Raw genomic sequence first — 24,936 nt, forward strand, 5'->3', positions numbered from 1 at the left:
AGTAGGTTTTTACATATAAATTATAAACCTACACTAATTTGCAGGGGCTTGTGCCCCTGTTTTGCGCTATGCTTACCCTAGTTTTTATAAAAGAGAATTAGTTATGCCGTCGTCAAAAGTTGTTTTTCGTTTTTTAGCAGAGCCTACTGATGTAAATTTTGGTGGTAAAGTGCATGGTGGAGCCGTCATGAAGTGGATTGACCAAGCTGGCTATGCATGTGCTGCAGGCTGGAGTGGCCATTACTGTGTTACCGTATCTGTTGCTGGGGTTAAGTTTAGACGCCCTATTTTAGTAGGCCAAGTTGTTGAAGTGGAAGCTAAAATAGCGCATACCGGTAAAACCAGTATGCAAATATTTATTCAAGTGCGTTGTGGCGACCCCAAAACACAAAATATGGTTGAAACCAACCACTGTGTTATTAGCTTTATTGCTATGGATGAAACCGGTTACCCAGTAGCTGTGCCTTCTTTTAAAGCGATTACCGAAGAAGATTTAAAATTAGAAAACTACGCTATAAAAATGAAAGAAATTGCAATAGAGACGGAAAACTTACTGCATAAGGTATAAGTAACTAAAGTGTGCCTGTAAAAACCTCACACTTTTTGTAAAACATGCAATAGAGCTTAGAAAGTAACAACTAATAAAAGTTCACTGCTGTACACGTATCATACAATCGGCCATAAAAACCAATACTAAAGTAGGTTTTTATGGCCGTTTTTTTATGTTTTTAATAATTGGCATGCTCACTGCACCTACCTTGATGACGTTTGATTTAATTACATCTTATTTTTTCAAGCATTTGATTTTTATTATTAAAGGAGCTAATTCATGATTAAAACACTTTCTCTTTCTACACTTGCTTTAGTAACACTGGGTTTTAATACTGCAGCTAAGGCTGATATTGCTGATTTCGATTCTCCACGTATCTACACGGGTGTTGGTTACGGTCAATATTCTTTTGAATTTGAAGACAGTGACAAAGACACTGACTTTGACGACGATGCACAAATGCTAAAAGGTTACGTTGGCGCACAATTTAACGAGTATTTAAGCTTAGAGCTTGCTTATCAAAACTTTGATGAAGTAAGTGATGTGGACAGCAAAGCTGAAATTGATGGCGTATCGCTTGCCGCACGCTTGAGCTACCCTATTACAGAGAGTTTTTCTGTGTATGCAAAAGGCGGTTGGCTTGAGTGGGATGCAGAATACACACAAGATTTACCAGTAGGTTCTGTTTCAGCTTCTACAGATGGTGGTGATGCGTTTTACGGTGCAGGTATTGAATATGCACTTACAACAAACGTTCAATTTCGTTTAGAGTATGAACGCTATAAACTTGATGACGATATTGACCCAGATATGGATGTAGCGTCTGTATCAGTGCAGTACATGTTTTAATTAAACCCTAAAACGTGTGTAAAAGGTAAGCTTAGGCTTACCTTTTTTGTTTTGAGTGGTTTAAACGCACATGCATATAAACCACTTAGTCTAATCAATACCTTTTAGACTAGGCTTCTATGAGTAATAAACTCACTTACAAGTAATGCCATAAACGCTAAATATGGGTAGAATAGCGCTCTATTTCATTTGCACCCGAGTACTATGAGCGATTATACCATTTCGGCTATTGGCCACATTCAATCTCCTTATAAACAAAAGTTTGCTATACCTAGGCAACCTCGTTTAGTGCCAGAAGCTAAAGCAAAGCTTATTTTTGCGCCTGACTTTAATCGTGAAGAATTTGTACGCGGGCTCGATGAGTTTAGCCATATTTGGCTGCTATTTCGTTTTCATGAAACAGCCGACAAAGGCTATTCAGCTATGGTGCGCCCGCCTCGTTTAGGTGGTAATGCCCGCAAAGGCGTGTTTGCCACGCGAGCCACTTTTAGGCCTAACGCCATTGGTATGAGCGCGGTAAAACTAGAAGGTATAGAGTATAAAAATGGCCAACTGAGCTTATTACTCGCCGGAATAGATTTACTCGATGGCACACCAATAATCGATATAAAGCCTTACTTACCCTATTCTGACTCTATGCCAGAGGCCAGTGCGGGGTTTGCCGACACCCGCCCAGAAACCCACATGAGCGTTGAATTTACCCCTGAAGTACTTAATTTTATTGCGCAGCAAACGCAATATCCAGATTTACAGGCGTTTATAAGTAATGTGCTAAAGCAAGATCCTCGCCCTGCTTATAAAAAGCAAAAAGACGGACAGCAAAGCTACGGTATGACTTTGTATAACTATAATATTTGCTGGCAAGTTAATGAGTCGCATAATTTAGTTACTAGTATAGAAAATACCTAAATAATTTATCACTTAGCGCTTTAGTGTAAATGCAACCGCTGGTAGACTGAAGCCCTTACAATATGTACATAATTACTCTAATTTCGGAAACAACATGCGTACCAGTCAATATATACTCGCCACACTTAAAGAAACGCCTTCGGATGCTGAAATTGTATCGCATCAATTAATGCTTAGAGCCGGTATGATCCGTCGTGTCGCTTCGGGTTTATACACTTGGTTACCCACTGGGTTACGGGTACTTAGAAAAGTAGAAAATATCGTACGTGAAGAAATGAATAAAGCCAATGCGATTGAAATGCTGATGCCAGTAATTCAACCAGCAGATTTATGGGAAGAATCAGGTCGTTGGGATGAGTTTGGTCCTGAACTTATGCGTTTTACCGATCGTCATAATCGTACCTTTGCGCTTGGCCCAACTCACGAAGAAGTGATCACTGATTTTGTTCGTAAAGAAATTAGCAGCTATAAACAGCTACCAATTTCTTTATACCAAATACAAACTAAAGTGCGCGACGAACGTCGTCCGCGTTTTGGTGTAATGCGCGCCCGCGAATTTACAATGAAAGATGCCTATTCATTTCACTTAAGTGATGAGTGTTTAGATGCAACGTATCAAGTAATGCACAAAGCGTATTGTAATATTTTTGAGCGTTTAAACTTAGACTACCGCCCTGTTATTGCCGACACGGGTTCTATTGGTGGTAGCGTATCGCATGAGTTTCATGTACTTGCAGAATCTGGTGAAGACGCTATTGCATTTAGTGATGGCAGCGACTACGCAGCAAATATTGAAAAAGCAGAAGCACTTGCACCAAACGAGCCACGCCCAGCTGCAACAAAAGAGCTTAAAGCGTTTCCAACGCCTGACGCTAAAACAATTAACGAGCTTAAAAAGCACTACGGTGTTAAACCACATCGCGGTGTTAAAACATTAATCGTTTACGCTGCGCCTGATGAAAACGGGGTACGTGGTTTAGTTGCGCTAGTTTTACGCGGCGATCACGACCTTAACGAACTAAAAGCTGAAAAACACCCGTTAGTAGATTCTCCGCTTGAAATGGCAACAGAGGCAGACATTGTTGCTGCTATTGGTGCAAAACCTGGCTCATTAGGCCCAGTTGGCCTGTCTATGCCAATTATTGTTGATAGAAGCGCTAACATACTAGCTGACTTTGTTGCCGGCGCTAATAAAGACGACGAGCATTACAGCGGCATTAACTGGGATCGTGATGTAACTGATTATGAAGTTGCTGATATACGTAATATTGTAGAAGGCGATGCAAGCCCATGTGGCCAAGGCACTTTACAAATTAAACGTGGTATTGAAGTTGGCCATATTTTCCAACTTGGCACTAAATACTCACAAGCAATGAAGGCTGGCGTATTAAACGAATCAGGTAAAAACCAAATAATGACTATGGGTTGTTATGGTATTGGTGTGTCGCGTATTGTTGCTGCAGCAATCGAGCAAAACAACGACCAATACGGTATTATTTGGCCACAACCAATTGCACCGTTTGATTTAGCTATTGTGCCTATGAATATGCATAAGTCGCATCGCATTCCAGATATTGCTAACAACCTTTACCAAGGCTTAAAAGATGCTGGCCTTGATGTGTTATTTGATGACCGTAAAGAGCGCCCTGGCGTTATGTTTAACGACATGGAATTAATTGGCGTACCATTTACATTAGTTATTGGCGAGCGCAACCTTGATGAAAACAAAGTTGAACTTAAAAACCGCCGCACTGGTGAAAAGCTAATGATTGATATTGATACAGCAATCGATGCAATTAAAGCAGCTGTTAAAGGTTAAGCATAAAATACACTTAACTATAAATAAAAAAACCGCTTTAAAGCGGTTTTTTTATATCTAAAATATAATCACTTCAGCTAAAAGGGTGACTTATTAAAAGCCGCCTATTTCGCTTTAGTGTTAACTCAACCACGTAATAAGCTTGTCTTTTAACGTTTGCGGCTTAATTGGTTTAGTAATGTAGTCGTTCATACCGGCCGTTAAACAACGCTCTCTGTCGCCTTCCATTGCACTTGCTGTCATCGCAATGATAGGCACATGAATATATTCTATTCCGGCTTTGGCGTTTCTAATTTCGCTGGTGGTATCGTAGCCGTTTAAATTAGGCATTTGGCAATCCATTAAAATAACGTTAAAAGGTTGCTGTTTATTGCTCTTTAACACCTCTAAAGCTTCAAGACCGTCAGATGCACAGGTGATTTTAACTTTAGTGTGCTTTAAAATCGCTTTAGCCACTTCTATGTTGATCATATTATCGTCAACTAAAAGCACATGATAAGCTGATAAGTCTGCATCTAAAGGCTCTTCAATTAAGCTCTTTGGTGGGGTAATAACAAACTCGCTACTGGCACCAAATAAACTCGCTAATTTGTAACTAAACTCATCTTGGGTAAGCGGTTTATTTAAAATATGTAGATGATCAGGAAATACTTTTTTCGATTGTTTGTTCATCACCATATCACGCAAAATTAGTACATATTTTTTATCGTACTGTTTGCAAAAGCTAATCAGGGCATTAACTTGTGGATGGTCGTCGTCAATAATTAATAAGTCCGCTTCAAACTCATCATGCTCACTAAAGTAATCTAACCTAACAATATTACTTTTATCTACTTTGCATGTTTGCAGTAATAAATCACACACATTGTTATACACATTATCGCGAGCAATTAATGCAGCAACATCAATACTGGTAGCAAGCTCAATGCCGGTATTTAGCTTTTTCTGGGGTGCTACATGCAGCTCAACGGTTGCAGTAAAAGTGCTCCCTACCCCTTTTTCGCTTGTTAGCGATATATTACCACCCATTAATTGCGCTAGCTTTTTACAAATTGATAAACCCAAGCCGGTACCGCCAAAATGGCGTGTGGTGCTTGAATCTTCTTGGGTAAACACTTCAAATAGTTTATCTATATTTTCAGCTGCTATGCCAATTCCAGTGTCTTTAACCGCAAAACTCATCTGTAATTTAGTATCGGTAATGTATTTAGAGCCTATGGTTAAGCTAACTTCACCTTTGTGAGTAAACTTAAAAGCATTATTAACCAAATTAATTAAAATTTGCTTAAGGCGATGGCTGTCACCTACTACCATACGATCAACAATATTGTGGGTGTGTAAAAATACTTCAAGTCCTTTGCGTTGCCCTTGTAGCGCTAATGAGTTAATCATATCGCTGCACACGGTAACAACATCAAAGCTGTGATTATCAATATCGAGCTTACCCGCTTCTATTTTTGAAAAATCTAAAATATCATTAATTAAATTCATTAAAGAATTAGCACTGCTATTTGCAAGTTTTAAATAATGATGCTGTTGCTCTGATAAGCCATCTTCTTTAAGCATTTCTAGCATGCCTAATACCCCGTTCATAGGGGTGCGTATTTCGTGAGAAATATTAGCTACGAAGTCACTTTTAGCTTGGCTTGCTGCTAATGCTTCATCTATTGCGCGCTCAAGCTCTCGGGTTCTTTGCGAAACTTTAAGCTCTAAAGTGGTATTAACTCCCTCAAGTTCAGCTTGAATATTTTTAAGCGAGCTTATGTCTCTTAAAATAGCCGCAACTTGATAACGCTCATTAAACACATCATAAATACTGCTGAGGGTTATTGAGTAGTAGTATTTATTGCCCGAACTGTCGGTGTGCATGGCTTCAAAGGGCTTTTTAGAGCCATTTTTAATGGTTTCTCTTATGCATTGCTCATCTTCTTTATTTAAAGTAAATAAAGAAATAAAATTTACGTTATCACTCTCTAGTATATCGCCAAACACTTGCTTAGCTGTGTTATTAAATTGCACCACTTTACCCGACTCTGAAATGCTAAAAATAGCATCTAAGGAGTTTTCTATTACTCTGTTATTTTGCTCTTTTAACGAGTTAATAAGTAACTTTCGGTTTATAAAGCGCTGATACAGCATGGTCATAACTAAAAACACACCAAAAAATACAGCTAATGTAGTAATAAAGCTTTGGCGTCTCTCGCTCACTTTTGCTAATAATGTTTGCGTATCTACACTCACAGCAAGCTCGAGTGGCAGCATGGCAATATCATTACCAAAATAAATACGCTTTTGCAGTGTGTATTGTTGTGGGTAGTTATTTAACGGCAGCGTTTTGTCTGCAGCCATATTTTGCGCGCCAACAGACTCTTGCTCCCAGGTTCTGCTTTTATTAAACTCAAACCCAAAGCGCAGCTCTGGGTTTGGATGATATAAAAACTCACCTTGGTTATTCATTAAATAAATTGCAGTGCCTTGCGGAGACTCAAAAGTGAGGCTTTTAAATAGTTGCTCTGCATAATAATTCGTAACTAAAACCGCAGAAACCTGTTTTTTTTTGTCAAATACAGGTTTTGCTACCCGAAAGGTACTGATATAAGGCTGCTGAATTTTACCATTTTCACGGTTGTAATTTATTGGCGAAATATAAACAGTGTGCTCATCAAGCATACTGGTTTTAATAACGTAATCTCGTTGGCCTTTTTGTTGTAATTGCTCGCCTTCGAGTATGGTAATTTTGCCTTGCTCGGTCCGATCAACCCTTACGACTTCTTGCCCGCCTTCTGCTAGCATTATATAACGCGCTTGTAATATGCTTTCGTCGGTGCGCATAAAGCCAGAAAATATACTCGCTAAGCGATTTTTCCAAATGGCCATAGGCATTGCAGATGCTGGATCTGACAATTGATTTTCACTAGCGCGTGATATTGCTTTTATAGGTGGGGTTGCATCTAAAAATCGAATGGCGTTAACACTGTCGGTAAAGTGTTTTTTTAACGATAATGTTTTAGTTTCGAGTTCGCGTTTTAGCTCTATTTGCGCCGTGTGATAAATTTCACTTCTTACTTTTTGCTCAAATATATACATTGAAGGCAACGCAATGATCATAAAAATCATTACGGCAAAAAGTATTAGCTTATTACTTTTTGCAACTCTAGATAAAAAATTTCGTTTTAACATCTACTATTACCTACACTATAGTACTTACATAAGTAGTCTAGATTGAGAAACAATAAACCTCAAAATTAATTACTTACCTCTTTTATTTGCAATAAATAGTGCCAAATTATGAAGTGTATTCTACCACTACCATTGCTCTTAATGAAATAAACTAAACGCTATTTATATTTGTTTATAAATGAAAAAGGCAGCGAGTGCTGCCTTCAAAACTTAAAGCTTTGTCTATTAACTATCTAAATAACACATCTTCGCGGTTAAACCATTTAACGCAAAAAGCTAATAAAATACCGGCAATAATAGCTGTAGCTAAAAATATTAGCCCTATTAGCGTGTAATCTACTGTGCCTTTAACTATTTCTTTTATTGCTAACGCTACATTAGTGACAGGAATAAACGCTGTTTTAACAGTCAGTTCCACATTTGGCATTAAGGCAATTATTACCGGAAAAATAACGCCCAGAGATAACGGTGTCATGTAGTTTTGCGCTTCTTTAAAGGTACGTGCGTAAATTGAAATAGCTAACGCTAGCGCAGAAAATATAGCCGCCAGTGGTAACAGTAATACAAAAATCATTAATAAATCAGAAACGGCTAAGCTACTAAATGCAACTTTAATAAATTCAAGATCCGCAAAAGTAATCGCCAAGGCTATCCACACTCCCATACTCAGCACAGTAATGGTTGTAGAGGCAATCGAAGTAGTTAAAAGGGTAATAAATTTACCTAAAACAAGTTGTGTACGAGTGATAGGTGTTAACAATAATGTCTCTAGGGTGCCACGTTCTTTTTCGCCTGCTCCTAAGTCAATGGCAGGATAAGTTGCTCCCATTAATACTAAAGGTACTAATAAGTACGGTAAAAATCCACCTATTTTTTCACCTAGGTTTTCACGTTTGTCGGCGGTATCTACTTTTACAACTTCAATTGGTTCAAGTATTGCTTTTTGCGTTGCTTCGTCAATGCCAAAACTAAGCAGCTTTTGTACTTGTAACGCATCGCTGTATTCTTGCGCTAGCTCTTTCACCCGCTGAAACAAAAAGTTAATAGACTTAGCGTCGTTAAACACTACCTGCCATTTGCTTTGCTGTGCATTATTTAACGTTTGCTGTGCATTGCTTGGCAAATAAATGCCCATATCAATATCGCCAGCAATCACTGCGGCTTTAAGCTGTGCAACACTATTAAAGGTTTTAGTGCCTTTATACTGCTCAAAACTTTTATGGTAAAACACTTTGTCGGTAAACTCTGGCGCATAGTCGCCGTTTACAATAGCGTAGGTATTTACTTTTTGCTCTGCATCCATAGCTGCTTGTGCGCTAATAAAGGCAACAACGGCAAAAATAAGTGGGAACACTGCAACTGGCACAGCCACTACAAATATGAGCGTTTTTTTATCGCGTAGTAACTCTCTTAATTCCTTTTTAAATACTTCAAACATCACGTTTCTCCGTTAATATGTTCATAAACGCTTGGTTAAGTTCTTCACTGTTACCTGTTTGTTTAAACTCTTCTACACTGCCATCAAAACAGCTTACGCCTTCGTTAATCACTGCTACGCGGTCACACAGTAAAGCAACTTCATCGAGGTGGTGCGTTGAAAAAACAACCGGTGTGCCTTGCGCTTTTAAACCCTTTATAAAGTTAATTACCGTTTGTGTGGTCATAATATCTAACCCGGTCGTTGGCTCATCTAAAACCACTACAGCAGGATAATGCACTACTGCACGGGCAATATTGGCTTTTTGTTTCATTCCGGTTGAGAGGTTTTCGGCACGCTTATCTATAAATTTGTGCATATCGAGCAAGGTAAATAGCTCTTCGCAGCGGGTTGCAATATCTTTTTTGCTCATACCATGGAGTTTTGCAAAGTATTCAATGTTTTCTTTTACGGTTAAACGCCCGTATAAGCCGGTTGAACCCGATAGAAACCCAATCGATTTACGCCCCAGCAATGGCTGTTTTATTATGTCGTTACCTGCAATGGTAATACTGCCGGCATCGGGTTTTAAGGCAGTAGAAATCATTCTTAACGTGGTGGTTTTACCAGCGCCATTTGGTCCTAGCAGTCCAAGTACTTCGCCTTTTGCACAACGAAAGCTAACATCTCTAACTGAATGAAAGTAATCTTTATCTTCGCGCGGGTCTATTTCATCTACTTTGTTTTTTTTATGATCTTTAGTTAGCTTAAATTTCTTTTTAAGGCCAATAACTTCTATCATGTTCGTATCCTTCGTTTTTTTCTAAAGTAATCCGTATTATTATAAAATGTGTCGTCGGTGTTGTCCTCATGCCACCCCGGAACACCTAGTAGTGGTAAAGGTGAAAGGAGTTTATTGTCGGCTAAACACTGATCGGTTTTTATCATCTCATAAAGTCTTTGATCTAGGTACTGGTATTGGGTAACTAAATTTTTACAAAATATTTCATCGGGTACAGTTACAAACAACGCTTTACCCGTTAAACCAATATAGGGTTTAGTTAGCATTTCGTAATTTGCATGGCCAAACATAAATGGTTTGATGGTTTTTCCCCACTGCGCTCTATGCTCAACAAACGCTGTTTTCCATTGATGATCGCGCAACCACTGTTGCCATTGGGTATTGCTAATAGCCAGTACAACACCGCATTCGTCAAATAAGGTTAGGGCATTGCGATGTTTGGTACGCTGCTTTGTGCCATGTACTGCAATATCTGCTACGTGGCGTTGATTAATGAGCGCTTTGGTTTTAGGAAATAAACACCAAATAAAGCCACCAAATAAGTCGTGCCAATTTTCAGTACGCGTAGGCACCTGCCCTGTTTCAAAAATAACTTGCTCGTAATAACGCTCAGCAAAATCTATTTTTGCATCATCGACAAAGCTAATAGCCAAGTTATTGGCATTAATTGCGTTTAAGTGTGGGCTAAACCAGCTAGGCAGAGGCCAATTTTTTTGCTCATGTATATTAAACAACGTACGCAAATGCTCAAAAGCGCCGCTTTGTAAGCAGCTTGGCTGAAATTCTTCTGGGGGAGTAAAACGCTTCATTATTATTTGTACTTACTAGGGCGTGTTGATCTTTGTGGTATGAAAAACAAACAGCATGAAGATAAGGTATAATTGAATTCGCCAGAAAACTTTACACCGAACCTACATGCCAAGATTAATGTTAACAGACGGGACATGGAATGTCTTATCAAAAGTAATGTACTTAAGTGGTCGAATTTATAATAAGCCCGACCATAGAAAAACGCTCGAAGGCATACTGTATAAGATGCGCACAGGTATTCCATGGCGAGATTTACCTTCTGATTTTGGCCGTTGGAGTGCTATCTACAGACGGTTTAATTTATGGTCCAAAAAAGGGATTTTGAATGAACTGTTTCGCGCATTATCTCGTGATGCGGACATGGATTGGGTCTTCATTGATGGCAGTATTGTCAGGGCTCATCAACATAGTTGCGGTGCAAGAACTGCTGACAATGAATCAATTGGAAAGAGCCGAGGTGGAAATTCTACGAAAATTCATCTTGCAGTCGATAGCGGAGGGTTGCCTGTTTATTATGAATTATCCTGTGGAAATACGCATGATATCGTCCATGCAGAGTCACTCGTAGCTAATTGCCCAACAAGTAATATGGTTGTCGCAGATAAAGGCTACGACAGTGAAAAACTGAGAGCGTTTGTTCGTGATAATAACGCTACACCCGTTATTCCACGTAAGGGCAACAGTTTAGTAGGCAATGAAGATATTGACTGGTGCATGTACAAATATCGGCACTTGGTTGAGAATGCATTTGGCCGTATTAAGCAATATAGAGGGATAGCCACGCGGTATGAAAAGCTTGAACGAAATTATCATTCAATGCTCGCTTTAGCATTTACTATGATGTGGCTACCAATGTGGGCTGATTGATATATGTACTACAAAGATCAACAGCCCCTAGTTTATACCTTAAATTTTGTAACAGTTTACCGCAAAAACTGGTTCTAATTAATAGAACTTCATATACTGGGTTATCTTAAAACAAAAATAGAGCCAATATGAAACGTTATTTCTCTCTTACCCTTATCACTGCTGCCGTATTAGCGGGCTGCGCTACAACAAGTATTACCTCCGATGATGTAACTAAGGGCTACAACAGTATTCAAGCTGATGAAATTGCTAAGCATGTAAAAGTGTTAGCATCGGATGAATTTGGTGGCCGTGCCCCTTCATCGCCAGGCGAAAAGCTAACGCTTGATTACCTAACAGCGCAATTTAAAGCCTTGGGTTTAAAGCCCGGTAATGGCAATAGCTTTTTACAAGAAGTTCCGCTGGTTTCGCTTGAAGCAGACTCAGACATGGTATTAAAAATTGGTGGTAAAAACTACCAATACAAAACAGACATGGTAATGGGCAGTAGTCGTATTAGCGAAAACCAAGCAATTGAAAACTCTGAGCTAGTATTTGTTGGTTACGGCGTTAATGCACCAGAGTATAACTGGAACGATTACGAAGGCTTAGATGTTAAAGGCAAAACGGTAGTAATGCTGGTAAACGATCCGGGCTTTGCAACTAAAAACCCTGATTTATTCACTGGCGATGCCATGACCTATTATGGCCGTTGGACTTATAAATACGAAGAAGCGAGTCGTCAAGGTGCAGCGGGCGCAATTATTATTCACGAAACAGCACCAGCTTCATACCCTTGGTCTGTAGTAGAAAACTCGTGGAGTGGTGAGCAGTTTGGTTTTCAAAAAGAAAACAACAATATGGACCGTGTAGCCGTTGAAGGCTGGGTAACAACAGACGTAGCCAAAGAGCTGTTTAATAAAGCAGGGCTTGATTTTGATACACTAAAAGCCAATGCTGCAAAAGGCGCTTACCACGTTGATATGGGCGATTTGACTGCCTCTATAAAGATCAAAAACACCATTAAAAAGTCTATCTCGTATAACTTTATTGCCACTTTACCGGGCAGTGAAAAACCAGATGAACATGTTATTTATTCTGCACATTGGGATCACTTAGGCACTGATAAAAACCGCAAAGGGGATCAAATTTTTAATGGCGCGCACGATAATGCTACCGGTACGGCTGGTTTAATTGAAGTGGCTGAAGCCTTTACTAAATTACCTAAGCACCCTAGCCGTTCAATGACCTTTTTAGCGGTAACCGCTGAAGAGCAAGGCTTATTAGGGTCAAAATATTATGCAGCTAACCCTGTTATTGCTGCAAATAAAACCGTTGCTAACATTAATATGGACAGCTTAAATTTATTAGGCAAAGTAAAAGATATTAGCGTGGTAGGTATTGGTAAATCACAAATGGATGATTTATTAACAACGGTTGCGCTTGAGCAAGGCAGAACAATATCTGGCGATCCTAATCCTTCTTCGGGTGGTTACTATCGCTCTGATCACTTTGCTTTTGCAAACATGGGCATTCCAGCCATGTACGCAGGTGGTGGCACGCAAGCCTTTGACGAAGAAACTGCAAACTACCGTAAGCGTATGAGCTTAGTACTGCGTGGTTGTTATCATCAACCATGCGATCGCTACCGTGATGAATGGGATTTATCGGGCGCGGTGCAAGACCTACAATTATTTTATAAAGTAGGTTTTAATATTTCTGAGCAAGAGCAATGGCCAACGTGGAACACTAACTCTGAGTTCCAACGTAAGTAATTTAATCTTATCTAGGGGCTGTTGATCTTTGTAGTACATATATCAATCAGCCCACATTGGTAGCCACATCATAGTAAATGCTAAAGCGAGCATTGAATGATAATTTCGTTCAAGCTTTTCATACCGCGTGGCTATCCCTCTATATTGCTTAATACGGCCAAATGCATTCTCAACCAAGTGCCGATATTTGTACATGCACCAGTCAATATCTTCATTGCCTACTAAACTGTTGCCCTTACGTGGAATAACGGGTGTAGCGTTATTATCACGAACAAACGCTCTCAGTTTTTCACTGTCGTAGCCTTTATCTGCGACAACCATATTACTTGTTGGGCAATTAGCTACGAGTGACTCTGCATGGACGATATCATGCGTATTTCCACAGGATAATTCATAATAAACAGGCAACCCTCCGCTATCGACTGCAAGATGAATTTTCGTAGAATTTCCACCTCGGCTCTTTCCAATTGATTCATTGTCAGCAGTTCTTGCACCGCAACTATGTTGATGAGCCCTGACAATACTGCCATCAATGAAGACCCAATCCATGTCCGCATCACGAGATAATGCGCGAAACAGTTCATTCAAAATCCCTTTTTTGGACCATAAATTAAACCGTCTGTAGATAGCACTCCAACGGCCAAAATCAGAAGGTAAATCTCGCCATGGAATACCTGTGCGCATCTTATACAGTATGCCTTCGAGCGTTTTTCTATGGTCGGGCTTATTATAAATTCGACCACTTAAGTACATTACTTTTGATAAGACATTCCATGTCCCGTCTGTTAACATTAATCTTGGCATGTAGGTTCGGTGTAAAGTTTTCTGGCGAATTCAATTATACCTTATCTTCATGCTGTTTGTTTTTCATACCACAAAGATCAACACGCCCTAATCGAAAAACTCAAATAGAGTAATCGATATAATTGCACTCAAATGATATTGATTACCATTTGAGTGCAATGTAAAGTGTAGCTTAGTTACTTACTAGGCCACACTTTATGCAATTACTCTCACATAGTGGATTTATAACAGCCAATTCAAAACGCTTTATGGGTCAAAACAAACGCTTATTATTACCACTCTTTATATTAGTGTGTTTAGCCCTACCTAATTTACGCGCTATTACTATTACTGCACTCAGTGACGCATTTTTTCAGGTCAGTGTTTTTGTAGCAGCTACCTTACTAATTTACTACTATGCCATAGCACGTTTACCACAATTAGAGCTTAGTTATTTAAGCGCTAAGTCGCCTATTTTAGAAGTTGCTTTTGCATCTATACTAGGTGCATTACCAGGCTGTGGTGGTGCAATTATTGTTGTTACCCAATTTACAAAAGGCCAAGCCAGTTTTGGCGCTATTGTCGCGGTTTTAGCTGCAACAATGGGTGATGCGGCATTTTTACTACTTGCTACTCGCCCTACCGAAGGAGTAATTATTATGGGTATTGGCTTGGTTGTAGGAACTTTAAGCGGGTTGATAGTAAATGCTATTCATAAAAAAGACTTTTTGCGACCACTCCCACAACAGCATAAACAACAGGTTATACAGCTACCAACAGCTATTATTAAAATATCTAAGCCGGTATGGATGGTTGCTATTGTTCCAAGCTTAATTATTGCTTTGTTAATTGCGTTTAATGTTGATTTTAACAAGTGGGATACTAATATACCTAACATTATTAGCTTTTTTGGTGCTGCAATGGCACTGTTTATTGTCAGTATTTGGGCGTATTCGTCTAAAGGAGAGAGCTATAAAGAAGTCACCGCAGAAGACGATGCATGTAAGCGTAATCCTCCCTCTAATATTACCAAGGTATTACAAGACACTCACTTTGTAACTGCGTGGGTCGTTGCGTCATTTATGTTATTTGAAATATTAGTAAATGTGGCAGGACTTGATTTAAAAGCATGGTTTTTACACTATGCGTATTTAGCACCACTTATAGCGGTATTAATCGGTTTTTTACCCGGTTGCGGGCCACAAATAATTGTTACCACTTTGTACATTCAAGGTATTATTCCATTTAGTGCTTTAACTGCAAATGCTATTTCTAACGATGGCGATGCGCTGTTTCCTGCCATAGCAATGGCACCAAAAGCCGCGCTCATAGCAACTTTTTATACTGCAATACCGGCTTTAGCCGTGGGTTATGGTTTATATTTTTGGTGAGTAAATAATACTTTTAAATACAGTAAACAAAAAACCAGCCGAAGCTGGTTTTTTTAATAACAATAAGCGCGTATGTTTAGCTCATCGCCATCATCATTACCGATGGGTTTTCTAAGTACGACTTCCAAAGGTTATTAAAACGGGCAATAGTGCCGCCATCAATCACGCGATGATCGCCAGACCAGCTCACCTGCATTATAGCTTTGCTTACCACTTGGCCGTTTTCATCAAAACGCGGTAAGTGCTGTAATTTACCCAAAGCAACAATAGCCACCTCTGGTTTATTAATAATAGGCGTAGCAATAGTGCCGCCAATTGCACCAATATTTGAAATACTAATAGTACCGCCTTTCAAATCATCTGGCGCAACACGACCTTCTCGCGCTGAGTCGGTTAAACGGGTTAAATCGTTTGCAACTTCTACAATACTTTTGCTCTGACACGATTTAATATTAGGCACTAATAAACCTATTTTTGAGTCAACTGCAATTCCAATATTATGATCGTTATAATAGGTAAGCTCGCTGCACTCATCATTTACTTTAGAGTTAAGTACTGGGTACTCTTTCATTGCAAGCGATAATGCTTTAACAAAAAACGGCATCATGGTTAGTTTAATACCTTGCGCTTTATACTGCTCTTTTAAACTAGAGCGAAGCGCAATTAGCTTAGTTAAGTCTACTTCATCACTAAAGGTAAAGTGTGGAATGGTCGAAACCGACGCCACCATTTGTTTAGCCATTGCCGCTTTTATGCCTTTAATTGGCTCTACACGTGTACCACCTGAGTGTGTAGCTGATGTTTTTTGCTCATTACCACTGTGTAATGGTGAAGTATCGATAGTGTTAGGAACTTCGCCTTTTACAAACTCTTCTATGTCTTGTTTATAAATACGGCCATTTTTACCACTGCCCGGTACACAGGTTAAATCAACATCAAGCTCGCGTGCTTTACGACGAACCGCTGGCGATGCAACTGCTTTTTTATTCACAATTTTAGTTGTTTGCTCAGCTTTAATAGCCGCTGGTTTATCTGCTGCATTAGTTTGTGCTTTTACCACTGCTTGATTTATATCTGCATCGGCTTTAGCTGTACGCCCTGCTACCGTCATTTGAAATAACGGGCTGTGCACTTTGGCTATTTCACCTTTTTGATAATACAGCTTATTTACAACACCTGTATATTTTGCCGGTATTTGTACCAAGGCTTTGTCTGTCATTACATCACAAACCGCTTGATCCTCAACTATTTCTTCACCTTCGGCAACTAACCAGTCAACAATTTCACACTCAACAATACCTTCGCCTATATCTGGCAAAATAAAATCTTCTAAGTGCTCGCTGCTATTATTACTGACAACCGTTTGAGCTGCTTTTTCAGGTGCTGCATCAGCTTCTTCGCTAACTGCTTCACCACTTACATTCATAGCAAATAATGGCCCATGAACCTTGGCAATTTCACCTTTTTGATAATAAAGCTTGGTAATTACCCCATCATGTACAGCGGGTATTTGCACTAATGCCTTGTCTGTCATTACATCACAAATAGGCTGATCTTCAGCCACAGTGTCACCTTCTGCCACAAGCCATTCAACAACTTCGCATTCAACTATGCCTTCACCAATATCGGGTAATATAAAATCTTTAGCCATGGTATCCCCTAAAAATCCATTGATTGTTTAATTGCGGCCAATACTTTTAATGCATCCGGTACATATTCTTTTTCAAGCGCTAACGGATACGGCGTATCTAAGCCACACACGCGCATAATTGGCGATTCTAAATGTAGGAAACATTCTTGACCAATGGTTGCCGCTATTTCTGCACCAAAGCCATTAGTAATTGGCGCTTCGTGGCTAACAATCAAGCGTCCAGTTTTAGTCACCGACTGTGCAATTGCCTCTACATCCCATGGTAAAATACTGCGTAAATCAATTACTTCACAGCTAATGCCTTGTTCACTTGCTTGTTTGGCGGCGTCTTCTATTATTTCCATTTGCGCGCCCCACGCAAGTAAGGTCACGTCTGTACCTTGTTGTACTACCTCGGCTTTTCCAAGCTCAATGGTGTAATCTTCTTCTGGCACTTCGCCGATTGATGCGCGGTATAAGCGTTTTGGTTCAAAAAACAATACCGGGTTGTCATCTTTGATTGCCGCGCGTAATAAGCCTTTTGCTTGGTACGGGTTACGTGGCACAATAACTTTTAAGCCTGGTGTATGTGCAAAGTAAGCCTCGGGTGATTGTGAATGATACAAGCCCCCTGCAATTCCGCCGCCGTAAGGTGTACGAATAGTTAAATTACCCACATTAAACTCATTACCACTGCGGTAGCGAAATTTAGCTGATTCATTGACTATTTGGTCAAAGGCTGGAAATATATAATCTGCAAACTGTATTTCTGCCAGCGCTGGAGCGCCAAAAGCCGCTAAACCATTCGCAAAACCTAAAATACCTTGCTCTGTAAGCGGAGTATTAAATACACGGTGTTTACCGTACTTTTCTTGTAAGCCTGAGGTTGCTCTAAATACACCACCAAAGTAACCCACATCTTCGCCAAAAATACAAGCTTGTGGATGCTCTGCCATAGTAATGTCAAGTGCAGAGTTAATTGCGTGTAGCATGTTCATTTTAGCCATTACTTAATTCTCCCTGCTGTAACTGGGTAGGCATCTGGATGCAGTTTTATATGCGCTTTTAGTTGCTCATATTGGCGTTGCAATGATGGAATTGGGGTATCGTAAACATCTGATATTAATTCTTCTAAAGCTGGCTTTGCCACTACTTCGGCACGTTTTAGCGCAGCTAAAATTTCTTCACGAATTGATTCTTTAGCTTTTACATCGTCGGCTTCGTTTAGCCAGTCTTGCTTAATTAGCCATTTTCTAAACTTGTCGATTGGGCATACTTGATGATTAGCTTCTTCATCTTTTGAGCGATAACCACTTGGATCGTCTGAGGTCGAATGCGCACCTAAGCGATAAGCAATTGATTCAATTAAAATTGGCTCGCCTGTGCTTACTGCAATTTCACGGGCTTTTTTAGTTGCCGCATACACTGCAAGGGCATCTGTGCCATCAACACGAATTGTTTTAATACCGTAACCAACGCCACGAGAAGCAATGCCGTCACCTTTAAACTGCTCATCTGCAGGGGTCGAAATAGCATAACCATTATTACGGGCAAAAAATATTACCGGTGCTTGATGCACTGCGGCCATATTTACACCGGCATGAAAGTCCCCTTCAGACGCTGCGCCTTCACCAAAATAACAAATAGTGATGTTATCTATAGTGCTGGCAAGCTCACCTGTTTTAGCATCTATATGTTTAATTTTTTGACCATAAGCGTAGCCAGTCGCTTGTGGAATTTGTGTTCCTAATGGCGATGATATGGTCATATAGTTTAATGCTTTAGAACCATAATGAATCGGCATTTGGCGGCCTTTGCCTAAATCCAGTTCATTAGAAAACATTTGGTTCATAAACTGATCAAGCGTAAAACCACGATAGTGAAGCGCCGCTTGTTCACGGTACTGAGCCATAATCATATCATTTTGATCAAGCGCAGCTGCAGAGGCTGTTACTGCAGCTTCTTCACCTAAACATTGCATATAAAAGCTAATGCGGCCTTGGCGCTGTGCACCTTGCATGCGCTCATCTAACAAACGTATAAAGCGCATGGTTTCGTATAATTTAATTGCGGTATGTTTTGAAATGTCGGGTGTGGTTGCACCTGGATGAATCTCGCCGTCCTCAGTTAAAATACTAAGGGTTGGAATAGTTAACGCATTGCCATCGATAAACTCAAGCTTATGGTTAATATTCAGCGATACGTTATTTGGATTACTCATAACCTACCTTCTTTTGTTGTCGATAAAACAGTGCCCATTAAATTATTATTGTGGGTTGATTGCTGCGAATAAACTTTGCAACATCCGCACTGTCTTTAATTAAAGCTGCCGACACTTTACGTTAACGTAAAGTGTTATTCAACAAATCTGTGACGAAACAAAACTAAATAGTGAGTATAAAAATGGCAAGTTAACTATACAGATATTTTACTATTTATTAATCATATAGTTAACTTATTACAACAAGTGGTCTGATCAGCTGTTTTAAATAAAATTACTGTCTATCGCCATTGGAACAACGGTTAACAGCGCTCGCTGCCCAATAGCTACGTTTGCATTGGGGAAAATAATCGCTTCTCCTTGCACATCAGCGTAGTAAGGTGTATCGCCATCAGTAGCTAACAACTCACCCTTGGCAAAACCTGTGAAGTTTTCGGCCTGATCTGAAAATGGAAAACTAAATTCATTCTGCGTTCTATTTATGGTGCGGTGCACAGTAAACAACTCGAATTCATCTGCATTAAATTCTGGATATTCAACCTTATCTTGGCTAATTAATGCAGTGAGTGTTTGTTTGGTTTTTGCAAAGCGGCTCATGTCATTCTCACCAAAGGGCTTAACTTGGCCAAGCTCGACCGTAAACGAATCGGCACCATGCACAAATGATGAATAATAACTAAAGGTGGTTGCTGGGGATTTCATCATTAATACGGTATTTACCCCACAACTTAATAAAAACTGTAATTGCGACTTTTTCCACGGTTTACCATGTAAATAGGGATACACTGCAAACTTTTCGTTTTTAGAGCCACGAATTGCAGTATGTAAATCGTAATGGCAGCGGCTGCTACCTTGCTCGCCTCGGCTAAAAAAGTCACTTACGTACTGCTCTAATTTGGCTGCACGGGTACGTTCGTTATTCATTGGTACGCCGTCTACACTATGGTAGCCATTAAACAACCTGTTAAGGTTTTCTTCCACAAAACGCAAACCAATATTAATTGATTGCGGATTACCAAAAATAAATAAAGCGCGCTGCTTTAAGAGCAGCTCACCGGCGATTATTTGTTTAATTAATTCGTCGCATATTTCGATTGGTGCGGTTTCGTTTCCGTGCACTGCACTTGAGTACACTACGTCTTTGCTTGAAAAAGTGGCCGGTTGAAACTCTATAACACCGGTATCATGAATAGTAACTACTGTGCCATTATTGAGGGTGAACTCCCCTGCGGCTAAGTGCCATTCGTTATTGCGGCTTAGCGTCAAAAAGTCGCCAGTTTGTTTTAATTCTTCGATGTAATCTGGAGTAGTGGCTGACATATGGATAAAAGCCCTTTGTAAAATTGAAATTATTATTATGCAATTAAAAGCAAAAACGGCTGATTAAATCAGCCGTTTTTAAGTAATATAAGCGATATTAGCTAATAACTGAGTCTACTAGCTTTTTAGCTTCTTTTTCAAGTAGTGCTAAATGCGCTTCACCTTTAAACGACTCAAGGTAAATTTTGTATATATCTTCAGTACCCGATGGACGCGCTGCAAACCAACCACTTTCGGTAACTACTTTTAAACCACCAATTGGCGCATTATTACCTGGCGCATGGGTTAGCTTTTGTAAAATAGGTTCACCTGCGAGTGTATCGGCTTTAACGTCGTCGGCACTGAGGGCTTTTAAACGCGATTTTTGCGTGCTTGTAGCCGGTGCGTCTATACGTTTATAAAGCGGCGAGCCAAATTCTTGCTCTAACTCTTTATAAAGAGCAGACGGTGTTTTACCGGTAACAGCAAGTATTTCGGCCGCTAATAAGCCCATAATAAAGCCATCTTTGTCGGTACACCAAACACTGCCATCAAAACGTAAAAATGCGGCGCCAGCACTTTCTTCGCCGCCAAAGGCTAACTTACCTTTATTTAACCCTTCAACAAACCATTTAAAGCCAACCGGTACTTCTTTTACTTTACGGCCATTACGCTCAGTAACTTTGTCGATCATGGAGCTGGAAACTAACGTTTTGCCAATTTGCACATTTGCGTTCCAGTCTCGATTTTTAAGCAAATAATCAATCGCAACCGCTAAAAAGTGATTAGGGTTCATTAAACCATCTGGCGTTACTATGCCATGGCGGTCGTAATCTGGATCGTTACCAATGGCAATATCAAAATCATCTTTAAGCGCAATAAGGTTGGCCATTGAATAAGGTGATGAGCAATCCATACGAATTTTGCCATCTTTATCAAGTGGCATAAATGCAAAACGAGGATCAACAACATCATTTACAACGCTAATGTCTAAATTATATTTTTTAGCGATAACCGGCCAAAAATTAATGCCTGAGCCGCCCAGGGGATCAACGCCAATTTTAATACCCGCTTCGCTAATGGCTTTTAAATTAACAATATTTTCTAGATCATTAATATACGGGGTCATTAAATCTTGATATTTAATAAACCCTGAGCGCGAGGCTTTAGCAAACGGAAATAATTCCACTTCAACTAAGTCCTCTAGTAATAACTGATTAGCTCTGTCTTCTATCCATTTAGTTACGTCGGTATCGGCAGGCCCGCCATCGGGTGGGTTGTATTTAAACCCGCCATCCTCTGGTGGGTTATGCGAAGGCGTAACTACAATGCCGTCGGCTAATTCATTTGGGTGCAGCTTGTTGTAACTTACAATAGCGTGGCTAATTACCGGTGTTGGAGTAAAGTCACCATCGTCTTGGGTGATCACTTGCACTTCGTTGGCTACTAATACTTCTATTGCCGAATTAAAGGCCGCTTCACTTAAAGCGTGGGTGTCTTTTCCTAAAAATAACGGGCCAAAAATATCGTTTTGTTTTCTGTAGTCACAAATAGCTTGAGTAATAGAGAGTATGTGCGATTCGTTAAATTTAACATCGTAGGAGCAACCACGATGCCCTGATGTACCAAATGCAACACAATGCTCTGGATTCTGCTCAAGGTCTGGCTCATTTAAATAATACGCAGATACTAATTTAGGTACATTTATTAATACCGATTGTGGAGCTGGTTTGCCCGCACCTGGATGAATAGCCATAGTATTTCCTTACAGGTAGTCGCGAATTTTTTCAGCTTGTTCTGTGCTATAACCTAAACACAAAGCAACTTCATGAAGCATCATTTTTTTACGTGTAGTGTTAGAGTTTGTCATTACCCAGTACTCACTGTCGGTGATGTTTTTAGGGTTCATACTGCTACCACTATTAACTAAGTCTTCTTTGCTAGTAGCAAAGTAAACGCGATCACGGCCTTTGATATCTAATACGGCGCGAAAGTCAGTTTTATGGGTACGGTAAAATGCACTTAAAATAAATAAAAACCGACCCACAACGCCTTTCTGCATTGCCAACTCTTCTTTATTTAATACATTAAATACATTCGCATTTTTTTGCTGCACAGACTTCTCAGCTACTGCACTTGGCTTAGCAGCAAGCGCAGGTGTTTGCTCTGCTACAGGGGTAATTTTAGGCAAGGTAGTTGTTGTTTGATTATTTTGATTAAGCTCTACGTTTGCGGTCTGAATTTTTTCGCCGCTCAGATTTAATAAACGACGTAAAATAGTGGATGCGCTCTCACCAATACTTTGCGTATTGCTGGCAATATACTGATATAACTCGTCGTCTATGTCGATTTGTTTCATGTTCTTCCTGTCATTACGGCCACATTTTTCTTTCCGTGTGATTATACCCAAACCAGTTAGAAATGCGAGTTACAACAAACCCCGCTGTAAACATATATTTTAAATTACTTATGTGCGCTATTTAAATTACTATTTAGCACGATTAAATAGCTAAATATTGTTGATAAAACAGGCTACAGCCCAATATTATATTTTGTGACTGTATTTTTTGCTTTTTAAGCAAATGCTCGTCACACTATGGCGAATTTTACACTGAGGCTAATATGCAGTTAAATTATAAGCAACAAGGGCAAGGCCCACATGTTATTTTAATTCATGGGCTTTTTGGATCATTAGAGAACTTAAACGTGATCGCAAAACCCCTTAGTGAATTTTATACCGTAACCAATGTCGATTTACGTAACCATGGCAAATCGCCCCATAGCGATACAATGACTTATGCGGCAATGGCCCAAGATATTATTGAATTATTAACGCATTTGAACATAGATAAAGCGCACATTATAGGCCACTCTATGGGCGGAAAAGTAGCAATGGAATTGGCATTAACCCATCCAGAGCACGTTAATAAATTAATTGTGCTTGATATAGCACCTGTTAGTTACCCTGCTCGCCACACTAAAATTATTCAAGCGCTTAAAGCGGTTGCAAACGAATCTATTACAGATAGAAAGCATGCCGATGCAATTATGCAGCCTTTTATAGACGAGATGGGTGTGCGTCAGTTTTTATTAAAAAGTTTAGCTAAAAACGATGAAGGCAATTTTGCATGGCGGTTTAATTTATTGAGTCTTGATAAAAATTATTCGATAATTACCGACAATGTTAATGAAAACAATTCTTGTTTGTGCGACACTCTATTTATTAAAGGTAATGATTCTGACTATATATTAGCTGAGCATAGAGCGGCTATTAATGCGCGCTTTAGTAATGCCAGTGCCAAAATAATTCACGGTGCTGGCCACTGGTTGCATGCGCAAAAGCCATTAGCAGTGAATAAAGCAATAAATGACTTTTTAACTGCGATTTAAACTCATTTTAATCGCCTGTTTTTGATTTTGCGTACTAAAAAGTCGTATATTTATATGCTATAGTATGCGCCGTTTAATTTAAAGGTTACACGTTGATGGTCAGTCAGTTAATTAACGAATTTGATACCTTAGGGTTGTATTTTGGCTTAGCCGGTATTTTTATATTTATCGGTATGGCAATTAAAGACGTACTAAAAAGCGGCAATGTACCCAAGTTTGGTCGTTACATTGTTTGGGCTGTACTCTTTTTAGGGTGTTCTGGCTTTATTGCTAAAGGACTTATTCAAGTATTTTGGCAAGGCGCAGGTGTAGGTTAAGCATGGCCAAGTCAGAAACAGATAGAACAACGCTCGATTTATTTGAATACGAAAAACGCCCAGGCAGACCTAAAACCAATCCCCTTCCACGGGATATGCAGTTAAAGGTTAATAAACGTAATCAAATAAAAAGAGATAAAGCACGTGGTTTAAAGCGTGTTGAATTTAAAGTTTCTTCACAGTTATATCAGGCACTTAGTGATATGGCAGATGCACAAAATATTAGCCGCAGTGTGTTGATTGAAACAATTTTACAAGAAAGATTGGCTATTGATAGATAAAAGGTTTAATCCATGGCAAGTGTAGGCATTTTTTTCGGAAGTGACACAGGTAATACAGAACACGTAGCAAAAATGATCCAAAAAGAATTGGGTAAAAAGCTCGTAGCTGTACATGATATTGCAAAAAGCTCTAAAGAAGAGATTGCGGAATTTGATTTAATCTTATTTGGTATTCCTACTTGGTATTATGGCGAAGCGCAATGTGATTGGGATGATTTTTTTCCTGAGCTTGAAGAAGTAGACTTTGAAGGTAAGCTGGTTGCTATTTTTGGTTGTGGTGACCAAGAAGACTACGCAGAGTACTTTTTAGATGCAATGGGCATGATTAACGATATAGTTACTGAACGTGGTGCTATTGTGGTTGGTCATTGGCCAAGTGAAAGTTATAACTTTGAAGCATCTAAAGGTATTGCTGATGACAAACATTTTGTTGGTTTAGGTATCGATGAAGACCGTCAACCAGAACTCACTGAGCAGCGTGTTAAAGCCTGGTCTGCCCAAGTTTATGAAGAAATGTGTTTAAGCGAACTTGCTGATTAACTTTATTTTTTCTTGGTTTTTGCTTAAATTAGTAGCAATATATTAGTAAATGCGTTTTTATCGGTATTTATTAGCTTTGACCTTTGCACTTAGTAGCTAGGCACGTTACCCTTACCGGTTGATGTGT

General features: G+C 39.5%; 22 protein-coding genes. 11 read left to right on the plus strand and 11 right to left on the minus strand.

Annotated elements, in window-relative coordinates:
* The first annotated feature begins 103 nt into the window (after positions 1–103).
* The 4 genes from RB215_RS07850 to RB215_RS07865 all read left to right on the plus strand — a co-directional run bounded on the left by RB215_RS07850 (position 104) and on the right by RB215_RS07865 (position 4,127).
* Complete coding sequence (locus RB215_RS07850) at positions 104–568, plus strand: acyl-CoA thioesterase (protein WP_309216165.1); 465 nt, start codon at positions 104–106, stop codon at positions 566–568.
* 261 nt (positions 569–829) lie between these two features.
* Entirely contained in the window at positions 830–1,399 is a 570-nt protein-coding gene (locus RB215_RS07855; RefSeq protein WP_309216166.1) for an outer membrane beta-barrel protein, read from the plus strand.
* A gap of 204 nt (positions 1,400–1,603) precedes the next feature.
* Positions 1,604–2,308, plus strand: a complete 705-nt coding sequence (tsaA, locus tag RB215_RS07860; protein ID WP_089368339.1) for a tRNA (N6-threonylcarbamoyladenosine(37)-N6)-methyltransferase TrmO — start codon at positions 1,604–1,606, stop codon at positions 2,306–2,308.
* Between the two features lie 94 nt (positions 2,309–2,402).
* A complete protein-coding gene (locus RB215_RS07865; RefSeq protein ID WP_309216167.1) occupies positions 2,403–4,127 on the plus strand; it encodes a proline--tRNA ligase in 1,725 nt (574 codons plus the stop codon).
* A 120-nt stretch (positions 4,128–4,247) separates the two neighbouring features.
* On the opposite strand, the gene RB215_RS07870 is transcribed toward RB215_RS07865, so the two are convergent.
* The 4 genes from RB215_RS07870 to RB215_RS07885 form a co-directional block, all read right to left on the minus strand.
* Positions 4,248–7,307, minus strand: a complete 3,060-nt coding sequence (locus RB215_RS07870; RefSeq protein ID WP_309216168.1) for an ATP-binding protein — start codon at positions 7,305–7,307, stop codon at positions 4,248–4,250.
* A gap of 229 nt (positions 7,308–7,536) precedes the next feature.
* Positions 7,537–8,745, minus strand: coding sequence for an ABC transporter permease (locus RB215_RS07875; RefSeq protein WP_011328303.1), 1,209 nt, complete (start codon positions 8,743–8,745; stop codon positions 7,537–7,539).
* Positions 8,738–9,526, minus strand: a complete 789-nt coding sequence (locus RB215_RS07880) for an ATP-binding cassette domain-containing protein (protein WP_309216169.1) — start codon at positions 9,524–9,526, stop codon at positions 8,738–8,740. The genes RB215_RS07875 and RB215_RS07880 overlap by 8 nt, the downstream gene beginning before the upstream one ends.
* Positions 9,523–10,335, minus strand: a complete 813-nt coding sequence (locus RB215_RS07885) for a DUF3025 domain-containing protein (protein WP_309216170.1) — start codon at positions 10,333–10,335, stop codon at positions 9,523–9,525. The genes RB215_RS07880 and RB215_RS07885 overlap by 4 nt, the downstream gene beginning before the upstream one ends.
* A 106-nt stretch (positions 10,336–10,441) precedes the next feature.
* Between RB215_RS07885 and RB215_RS07890 the strand changes: the two genes are divergently transcribed.
* Positions 10,442–11,203, plus strand: coding sequence for an IS5 family transposase (locus RB215_RS07890; protein ID WP_024600859.1), 762 nt, complete (start codon positions 10,442–10,444; stop codon positions 11,201–11,203).
* A 128-nt stretch (positions 11,204–11,331) separates the two neighbouring features.
* Positions 11,332–12,957 carry a M28 family metallopeptidase gene (locus tag RB215_RS07895; protein ID WP_089368342.1) on the plus strand — a complete coding sequence of 542 codons (1,626 nt, stop codon included), beginning with the start codon at positions 11,332–11,334 and terminating at the stop codon, positions 12,955–12,957.
* Between the two features lie 42 nt (positions 12,958–12,999).
* Here RB215_RS07895 and RB215_RS07900 read toward each other — a convergent pair whose 3' ends face one another.
* A complete protein-coding gene (locus tag RB215_RS07900) occupies positions 13,000–13,761 on the minus strand; it encodes an IS5 family transposase (RefSeq protein ID WP_024600859.1) in 762 nt (253 codons plus the stop codon).
* Positions 13,762–13,958: 197 nt separating this feature from the next.
* On the opposite strand from RB215_RS07900, the gene RB215_RS07905 reads away from it, so the two are divergent.
* The gene (locus RB215_RS07905; protein WP_309216171.1) at positions 13,959–15,131 is read left to right on the plus strand and encodes a putative manganese transporter; all 1,173 of its coding nucleotides are present in this window, start codon (positions 13,959–13,961) and stop codon (positions 15,129–15,131) included.
* Between the two features lie 76 nt (positions 15,132–15,207).
* Here RB215_RS07905 and RB215_RS07910 read toward each other — a convergent pair whose 3' ends face one another.
* From RB215_RS07910 to seqA, 6 genes are all read right to left on the minus strand, one after another.
* A complete protein-coding gene (locus RB215_RS07910; RefSeq protein ID WP_309216172.1) occupies positions 15,208–16,782 on the minus strand; it encodes a dihydrolipoyllysine-residue acetyltransferase in 1,575 nt (524 codons plus the stop codon).
* A gap of 8 nt (positions 16,783–16,790) precedes the next feature.
* On the minus strand, positions 16,791–17,768 hold the full coding sequence (locus RB215_RS07915; protein WP_011328309.1) for an alpha-ketoacid dehydrogenase subunit beta: 978 nt from the start codon (positions 17,766–17,768) through the stop codon (positions 16,791–16,793).
* Complete coding sequence (locus RB215_RS07920; protein ID WP_309216173.1) at positions 17,768–18,982, minus strand: thiamine pyrophosphate-dependent dehydrogenase E1 component subunit alpha; 1,215 nt, start codon at positions 18,980–18,982, stop codon at positions 17,768–17,770. Before RB215_RS07920 ends, RB215_RS07915 begins: the two co-directional genes overlap by 1 nt.
* A gap of 264 nt (positions 18,983–19,246) precedes the next feature.
* Positions 19,247–20,302: a succinylglutamate desuccinylase gene (astE, locus tag RB215_RS07925; RefSeq protein WP_309216174.1), complete on the minus strand. Its 1,056-nt coding sequence runs from the start codon at positions 20,300–20,302 to the stop codon at positions 19,247–19,249.
* A gap of 97 nt (positions 20,303–20,399) precedes the next feature.
* Positions 20,400–22,037, minus strand: a complete 1,638-nt coding sequence (pgm, locus tag RB215_RS07930; protein ID WP_011328312.1) for a phosphoglucomutase (alpha-D-glucose-1,6-bisphosphate-dependent) — start codon at positions 22,035–22,037, stop codon at positions 20,400–20,402.
* Between the two features lie 9 nt (positions 22,038–22,046).
* Complete coding sequence (gene seqA, locus RB215_RS07935) at positions 22,047–22,640, minus strand: replication initiation negative regulator SeqA (RefSeq protein ID WP_089368346.1); 594 nt, start codon at positions 22,638–22,640, stop codon at positions 22,047–22,049.
* A 263-nt stretch (positions 22,641–22,903) separates the two neighbouring features.
* Here seqA and RB215_RS07940 point away from each other — a divergent pair, with 263 nt between their 5' ends.
* The 4 genes from RB215_RS07940 to fldA all read left to right on the plus strand — a co-directional run bounded on the left by RB215_RS07940 (position 22,904) and on the right by fldA (position 24,809).
* A complete protein-coding gene (locus RB215_RS07940; RefSeq protein WP_086994251.1) occupies positions 22,904–23,671 on the plus strand; it encodes an alpha/beta fold hydrolase in 768 nt (255 codons plus the stop codon).
* Positions 23,672–23,766: 95 nt separating this feature from the next.
* On the plus strand, positions 23,767–23,988 hold the full coding sequence (locus RB215_RS07945; RefSeq protein ID WP_011328315.1) for a DUF2788 domain-containing protein: 222 nt from the start codon (positions 23,767–23,769) through the stop codon (positions 23,986–23,988).
* A gap of 2 nt (positions 23,989–23,990) precedes the next feature.
* Entirely contained in the window at positions 23,991–24,269 is a 279-nt protein-coding gene (ybfE, locus tag RB215_RS07950; RefSeq protein ID WP_011328316.1) for a LexA regulated protein, read from the plus strand.
* A 12-nt stretch (positions 24,270–24,281) separates the two neighbouring features.
* Positions 24,282–24,809 (plus strand): flavodoxin FldA, encoded by a 528-nt coding sequence (gene fldA / locus RB215_RS07955; protein ID WP_011328317.1) that lies wholly within the window; start codon positions 24,282–24,284, stop codon positions 24,807–24,809.
* The last annotated feature ends 127 nt before the right edge of the window (positions 24,810–24,936 follow it).

The sequence above is a fragment of the Pseudoalteromonas sp. HL-AS2 genome, from assembly GCF_031198805.1.
GTDB lineage: Bacteria > Pseudomonadota > Gammaproteobacteria > Enterobacterales > Alteromonadaceae > Pseudoalteromonas > Pseudoalteromonas nigrifaciens.

Excerpts from the sequence above, each read along its gene's own strand:
- pgm (WP_011328312.1), bottom strand. The coding sequence starts at position 22,037 with ATGGCTATTCATCCAGGTGCGGGCAAACCAGCTCCACAATCGGTATTA.
- RB215_RS07915 (WP_011328309.1), bottom strand. The coding sequence starts at position 17,768 with ATGGCTAAAATGAACATGCTACACGCAATTAACTCTGCACTTGACATT.
- RB215_RS07940 (WP_086994251.1), top strand. The coding sequence starts at position 22,904 with ATGCAGTTAAATTATAAGCAACAAGGGCAAGGCCCACATGTTATTTTA.
- RB215_RS07865 (WP_309216167.1), top strand. The coding sequence starts at position 2,403 with ATGCGTACCAGTCAATATATACTCGCCACACTTAAAGAAACGCCTTCG.
- tsaA (WP_089368339.1), top strand. The coding sequence starts at position 1,604 with ATGAGCGATTATACCATTTCGGCTATTGGCCACATTCAATCTCCTTAT.
- RB215_RS07880 (WP_309216169.1), bottom strand. The coding sequence starts at position 9,526 with ATGATAGAAGTTATTGGCCTTAAAAAGAAATTTAAGCTAACTAAAGAT.
- RB215_RS07850 (WP_309216165.1), top strand. The coding sequence starts at position 104 with ATGCCGTCGTCAAAAGTTGTTTTTCGTTTTTTAGCAGAGCCTACTGAT.
- RB215_RS07910 (WP_309216172.1), bottom strand. The coding sequence starts at position 16,782 with ATGGCTAAAGATTTTATATTACCCGATATTGGTGAAGGCATAGTTGAA.
- RB215_RS07945 (WP_011328315.1), top strand. The coding sequence starts at position 23,767 with ATGGTCAGTCAGTTAATTAACGAATTTGATACCTTAGGGTTGTATTTT.
- seqA (WP_089368346.1), bottom strand. The coding sequence starts at position 22,640 with ATGAAACAAATCGACATAGACGACGAGTTATATCAGTATATTGCCAGC.
- RB215_RS07920 (WP_309216173.1), bottom strand. The coding sequence starts at position 18,982 with ATGAGTAATCCAAATAACGTATCGCTGAATATTAACCATAAGCTTGAG.
- fldA (WP_011328317.1), top strand. The coding sequence starts at position 24,282 with ATGGCAAGTGTAGGCATTTTTTTCGGAAGTGACACAGGTAATACAGAA.
- RB215_RS07875 (WP_011328303.1), bottom strand. The coding sequence starts at position 8,745 with ATGTTTGAAGTATTTAAAAAGGAATTAAGAGAGTTACTACGCGATAAA.
- RB215_RS07855 (WP_309216166.1), top strand. The coding sequence starts at position 830 with ATGATTAAAACACTTTCTCTTTCTACACTTGCTTTAGTAACACTGGGT.
- RB215_RS07870 (WP_309216168.1), bottom strand. The coding sequence starts at position 7,307 with ATGTTAAAACGAAATTTTTTATCTAGAGTTGCAAAAAGTAATAAGCTA.
- astE (WP_309216174.1), bottom strand. The coding sequence starts at position 20,302 with ATGTCAGCCACTACTCCAGATTACATCGAAGAATTAAAACAAACTGGC.
- RB215_RS07900 (WP_024600859.1), bottom strand. The coding sequence starts at position 13,761 with ATGCCAAGATTAATGTTAACAGACGGGACATGGAATGTCTTATCAAAA.
- RB215_RS07890 (WP_024600859.1), top strand. The coding sequence starts at position 10,442 with ATGCCAAGATTAATGTTAACAGACGGGACATGGAATGTCTTATCAAAA.
- RB215_RS07895 (WP_089368342.1), top strand. The coding sequence starts at position 11,332 with ATGAAACGTTATTTCTCTCTTACCCTTATCACTGCTGCCGTATTAGCG.
- RB215_RS07885 (WP_309216170.1), bottom strand. The coding sequence starts at position 10,335 with ATGAAGCGTTTTACTCCCCCAGAAGAATTTCAGCCAAGCTGCTTACAA.
- ybfE (WP_011328316.1), top strand. The coding sequence starts at position 23,991 with ATGGCCAAGTCAGAAACAGATAGAACAACGCTCGATTTATTTGAATAC.
- RB215_RS07905 (WP_309216171.1), top strand. The coding sequence starts at position 13,959 with ATGCAATTACTCTCACATAGTGGATTTATAACAGCCAATTCAAAACGC.